This window comes from Rhodoblastus sp., from assembly GCF_052145335.1.
In the GTDB taxonomy this organism is placed as follows: Bacteria; Pseudomonadota; Alphaproteobacteria; order Rhizobiales; family Beijerinckiaceae; genus Rhodoblastus.
Window position 1 is genome coordinate 1 of sequence record NZ_JBKQOU010000022.1, and the last position, 3,693, is coordinate 3,693.

A 3,693-nucleotide genomic window follows, 5' to 3' on the forward strand; every position below is an offset into this window, starting at 1 on the left:
GCTGCGTTTCGCCGGCCAGATCACCGGCTGCGAGGGCTATGTCGAAAGCGCCGCCGTCGGCCTGATCGCGGGGCGGATGGCAGCCTGCGAACGGCTCGGGCGCGAGATCGTCCCGCCGCCGCAAACCGCCGCCATCGGCGCCTTGCTCAACCACATCACCGGCGGCCATATCGAGTCCATCGACGCCGGGCCGCGCTCGTTCCAGCCGATGAACGTCAATTTCGGCCTGTTCCCGCCAATGGAGTTTTCGCCGAAATCGCCGGACGGCAAGCGACTGCGCGGGCCGGAAAAGGCGGTGGCGAAAAAGCGCGCTTTGTCCGAGCGTGCGGAAGCCGACATGACCCAATGGCTGAAGGCGACGGTTGCGCTATAGTTGCACGTAGACGAATTTGCTCGCTTTGAGTTCGGGATAGTTTTCCCGCAACGCCTTGGCGATCTTGCCGACCAGCGCCTTGTCGCCGGCAGCCGAGGGACCGACGAAATCCGTCCCCTCCATCCAGGTCTCAAGAAAGCAATGCAGGCCCTCGTCGTAATCGGCGCCGGTCGGGTGGGCGGTCTTGTCGGCGAGAGACGCGACGCCTTTGGTGTCGACTTCAAGACGCCAATCGCGGTCATCGCTTACGGAGGCGAGCAGTTTTGCCAGATCGGCGTCGGCCCAGCTTGAGTTAAGATCCAGCGTCATCGCATTCGTCTCCGATTTTCGCTCTACTGCAAGCCCAAAGGACCGCGAAAGCTTCAAGCATTTTGCGGGCCAGAGCTTTGTCGCAAAACCCGGCACGATAATTGATAGGCCCTTCCATGCGTCCCAAACGGCTGAGGGAATCGGAATGACCGAATTTGTCGAAGGCCCGGCGCTCGCGGCCTTGTCCTGCGGCAAGCCGGCCTATCTGGTCGTGCTGATTCCCGGCGGAGACGTCGATGCCCAGGCCATGCTCGACCTGGCCCTTGGCTGGGCGCCCGCCATGCCCAAGGCGGATTTCGTGACGCTACAGGCTTGCGAAGCCGAAGCCTCGTGGGAAGGCCTCGACCTTTTCCTCGACGAGATGCTGGCGCGACGCCGCCTGCCGGACTCCCATCTGGCGCTGGTCAGCTTTTCCGATGGCGCGACGCTCGCCCTGCGGGTGGGGCTTGGCCGGCGCAGCGCCATCGCCGCGCTGGTGGCGTTTTCCGCCACGGCCTATGACGCGGAATTCGAAACCCATGCGCAGCCGCCGCTTCTGCTGGTCCATGGCGAGGCCGATCGCATTTCTCCCTATCAATCCATGCTGGCTTTCAAAGCGGCGCTCAAGGAAAAAGGCGCGCCGGTCTGGAGCTTCAAGCGTCCCGGCCTCGGTCACGCAATCGACGATGACGGCGTCGCGGCGGCGGGAGATTTTCTCGCCAGGCATGTCGTCCACCCAGCGCCCGCCCAACACGATCACGCCCATTCCTGACATCGAAGGAAAAATCTCATGCCCATGGCCGAAACCGAGATCGAAGCTGGAAAATGCTATTCCGCCGGTGGCGAAAAATACAAGGTGCTGTTCATCAATCGCGGCATCGTCACCTATCAAAGCTGGCGGGACGGCGTCAAAATGAGCCCCTTGCGGATCAATGTCGGCGTCAAGGCTTTCGCCGCCGCCGTCAAGAAGGCGATCGCCTGCCCGGCCGAGGTTTAGGGCGTGTGGACACTTGTCCCACCGCCGTGACACGCGGGCGTTTTGCCCTCATCACAGCGAATAAAAATCGACTCCGCTGAGGCAAAACGCCCGCGCGCCCTTCGGGTTTGGCCGAAATGGCCGGCTGTGGCGTCGCAAGTCTCGCCAATATCCTCGATATTGGCCTCGCCTTGCTCCTGCCATCCGCCTCATTTCGCCCAAATCCCGGACGATGCGACAAGTGTCCACACGCCCTAGGACGCCGGGTCAGCTTTCTGTCGTCGGACCTTCATGCAGGCGCAATAATATCGCGCCACAGGAGGCCTAAAATGGACCAGGACGTTATCGAACTCGATCGTTTGCAGGGCGAATACAAGGCGGCGGTGGAAGAATGGATCGCCGCGATCAAGCGCGAGGAAGACCTTGCCTCGGTCGCTCACGATATCGCCGAGGTCGATCGATGGGAACAGGCGAGCTTCGACGAAGACGCCATTCGCAGCAAGGTCAAGGCGGCCAAGAAAGCCTATGAAGACGCGCTGCGCGAAAAATTCTTCGGCTTCTAAACCTTATTCAGGCAACTAAAATGCGGCGAACCTGTTAGCCCGGCTGGACCGGGCGCCAGGACTTGACCCATGGCCGAAGAAGGCTTGATTACGACCGCAAGCGCGCATTCCTTCGCCGAGACGCTCGAACGCCTCGAAGCGGCGCTTCAGGACAAGGGCATGACGATCTTCGCCCGCGTCGATCACGCCGCGGGCGCCGCTTCCATCGGCATGGATCTTCGTCCGACGACTTTGCTGGTTTTTGGCAATCCGAGGGGTGGCACGCCGCTGATGCTGGTCGCGCAGAAGATCGGGCTGGAACTGCCGCTGAAAATTCTCGTCTGGGAGGATGAATCAGGAAAGGCGTGGCTCTCTTATGACGATCCGGCCTGGCTGGCGCGGCGTTTCGGCGTCGACCCGACGCTCGCCGCCGTCGCGGCCTTGTCCTCCGCGCTGGCGACGTTCGCCGATCTGGCCGGCCGCCCCTGAAATCGCCGGGGCGGCCTTTGCCTGACGGCCCTTGTCAGCCCAGCGATTTCATGACGTCGCGATATTCGGGCTCGGTGAAAGCCTTGAGGGTGACGCCGCGCGATGCGCCCGCCATCCCCGCCGTCAAGACGAAACGCGCCGCCGTGGCGTCGTCGGGGAAGTCGCAGATGGCGACCATGTCGTATTCGCCAAAGGTCATGTAGAAAAACTTGAACTCGCCACCGAGCTTTTTGGCCGCCGCCTTGGCCGCGTCGAGACGCTGGGGCGAATTCTTGACTTCCCGGACACCCTGGTCCGTCCAATTCATCAGCGAAATATAGGTCGGCATCGGTCCCTCCAAATTCAAAAAGAAAAAGCGTTTCCGTCAGGCGACGCGAAATGCGCCCGACCGGCGATATCTTCTGCGGAGATCGGCGGACGCGGAAGAATGCCGGACACGCTCGCGTCCGGCGAAACAAGATTTTGTGATCTCGACCTTCAGTCGCCGTCATCCCAACGAGCGCATGATGTCGCGGTAGGCGGCCTCCGGGAAAGCCTTGAGGGTCTTGAACTTGACCGCGCCTCCCTTGGCCAGATGCAGCAGAAATTTCGCGGCGACGTCATCGTCAGGAAATTCGGAAATGACGACCATGTCGCAGTCGCCCATGGTCATGTAAAAATGCAGGAGTTCTCCCCCGAATTGCTTGGCGAGCGACTTGGCGGAATCCAGCCGCTGGGGCGAGTTCTTGATCTCGCGGATGCCGAGATCCGTCCAGCTTGCCAGCGAAATAAAGGTCTGCATGGCGTCCTCCCGCGCCGGGGGCTCGACGGGACCGATCGGCGCCCCGCCTGTTTCACCGCTCCGACGATTTTTTGCGCCCGTCCGCCTTTACGAAGAATTCGCCGACCCGCGCCGGGACGTGGCGGTAAAACGCTGGGGCTCCACCGCAGTTCCGGGCGATACGCCCTATATCTTCGCCCGCCACAAGGCCCATTGGCGACGCCATTGCGCCACTTCGACCAATGTCTTGTATGGGTCGTAATCC

9 protein-coding genes are annotated in these 3,693 nt (G+C 61.8%); 6 read left to right on the top strand and 3 right to left on the bottom strand.

The features are described 5' to 3' along the window. Positions 1 to 373: FAD-dependent oxidoreductase (locus ACLP2E_RS01675; RefSeq protein ID WP_442464970.1), on the top strand; the 373-nt coding region annotated here is incomplete at its 5' end. Here the strand turns inward: ACLP2E_RS01675 and ACLP2E_RS01680 are convergent. Next, on the bottom strand, positions 368 to 682 hold the full coding sequence (locus tag ACLP2E_RS01680; RefSeq protein WP_442461547.1) for a hypothetical protein: 315 nt from the start codon (positions 680 to 682) through the stop codon (positions 368 to 370). The genes ACLP2E_RS01675 and ACLP2E_RS01680 overlap by 6 nt on opposite strands. Positions 683 to 827: 145 nt before the next feature. Between ACLP2E_RS01680 and ACLP2E_RS01685 the strand changes: the two genes are divergently transcribed. The 4 genes from ACLP2E_RS01685 (at position 828) to ACLP2E_RS01700 (ending at position 2,668) form a co-directional block, all read left to right on the top strand. Then, positions 828 to 1,433 (top strand): alpha/beta hydrolase, encoded by a 606-nt coding sequence (locus ACLP2E_RS01685; protein ID WP_442464971.1) that lies wholly within the window; start codon positions 828 to 830, stop codon positions 1,431 to 1,433. Positions 1,434 to 1,451: 18 nt separating this feature from the next. Next, entirely contained in the window at positions 1,452 to 1,658 is a 207-nt protein-coding gene (locus ACLP2E_RS01690; RefSeq protein ID WP_442461545.1) for a hypothetical protein, read from the top strand. Between the two features lie 308 nt (positions 1,659 to 1,966). After that, positions 1,967 to 2,200 (top strand): hypothetical protein, encoded by a 234-nt coding sequence (locus ACLP2E_RS01695; RefSeq protein WP_442461544.1) that lies wholly within the window; start codon positions 1,967 to 1,969, stop codon positions 2,198 to 2,200. A 69-nt stretch (positions 2,201 to 2,269) separates the two neighbouring features. Beyond that, positions 2,270 to 2,668 (top strand): DUF302 domain-containing protein, encoded by a 399-nt coding sequence (locus tag ACLP2E_RS01700; RefSeq protein WP_442461543.1) that lies wholly within the window; start codon positions 2,270 to 2,272, stop codon positions 2,666 to 2,668. 34 nt (positions 2,669 to 2,702) lie between these two features. Here ACLP2E_RS01700 and ACLP2E_RS01705 read toward each other — a convergent pair whose 3' ends face one another. Then, positions 2,703 to 2,996 (bottom strand): GYD domain-containing protein, encoded by a 294-nt coding sequence (locus ACLP2E_RS01705; protein WP_442461542.1) that lies wholly within the window; start codon positions 2,994 to 2,996, stop codon positions 2,703 to 2,705. 159 nt (positions 2,997 to 3,155) lie between these two features. Next, positions 3,156 to 3,449 carry a GYD domain-containing protein gene (locus tag ACLP2E_RS01710; protein ID WP_442461541.1) on the bottom strand — a complete coding sequence of 98 codons (294 nt, stop codon included), beginning with the start codon at positions 3,447 to 3,449 and terminating at the stop codon, positions 3,156 to 3,158. Here ACLP2E_RS01710 and ACLP2E_RS01715 point away from each other — a divergent pair. Then, the gene (locus ACLP2E_RS01715; protein ID WP_442464972.1) at positions 3,448 to 3,690 is read left to right on the top strand and encodes a hypothetical protein; all 243 of its coding nucleotides are present in this window, start codon (positions 3,448 to 3,450) and stop codon (positions 3,688 to 3,690) included. The genes ACLP2E_RS01710 and ACLP2E_RS01715 overlap by 2 nt on opposite strands. Positions 3,691 to 3,693: the final 3 nt, after the last annotated feature.

What these genes read in the sequence shown, in the direction of transcription:
- ACLP2E_RS01680 (WP_442461547.1), bottom strand. Translation starts at nt 682, where the DNA reads ATGACGCTGGATCTTAACTCAAGCTGGGCCGACGCCGATCTGGCAAAA.
- ACLP2E_RS01685 (WP_442464971.1), top strand. Translation starts at nt 828, where the DNA reads ATGACCGAATTTGTCGAAGGCCCGGCGCTCGCGGCCTTGTCCTGCGGC.
- ACLP2E_RS01690 (WP_442461545.1), top strand. Translation starts at nt 1,452, where the DNA reads ATGCCCATGGCCGAAACCGAGATCGAAGCTGGAAAATGCTATTCCGCC.
- ACLP2E_RS01695 (WP_442461544.1), top strand. Translation starts at nt 1,967, where the DNA reads ATGGACCAGGACGTTATCGAACTCGATCGTTTGCAGGGCGAATACAAG.
- ACLP2E_RS01700 (WP_442461543.1), top strand. Translation starts at nt 2,270, where the DNA reads ATGGCCGAAGAAGGCTTGATTACGACCGCAAGCGCGCATTCCTTCGCC.
- ACLP2E_RS01705 (WP_442461542.1), bottom strand. Translation starts at nt 2,996, where the DNA reads ATGCCGACCTATATTTCGCTGATGAATTGGACGGACCAGGGTGTCCGG.
- ACLP2E_RS01715 (WP_442464972.1), top strand. Translation starts at nt 3,448, where the DNA reads ATGGCGTCCTCCCGCGCCGGGGGCTCGACGGGACCGATCGGCGCCCCG.
- ACLP2E_RS01710 (WP_442461541.1), bottom strand. Translation starts at nt 3,449, where the DNA reads ATGCAGACCTTTATTTCGCTGGCAAGCTGGACGGATCTCGGCATCCGC.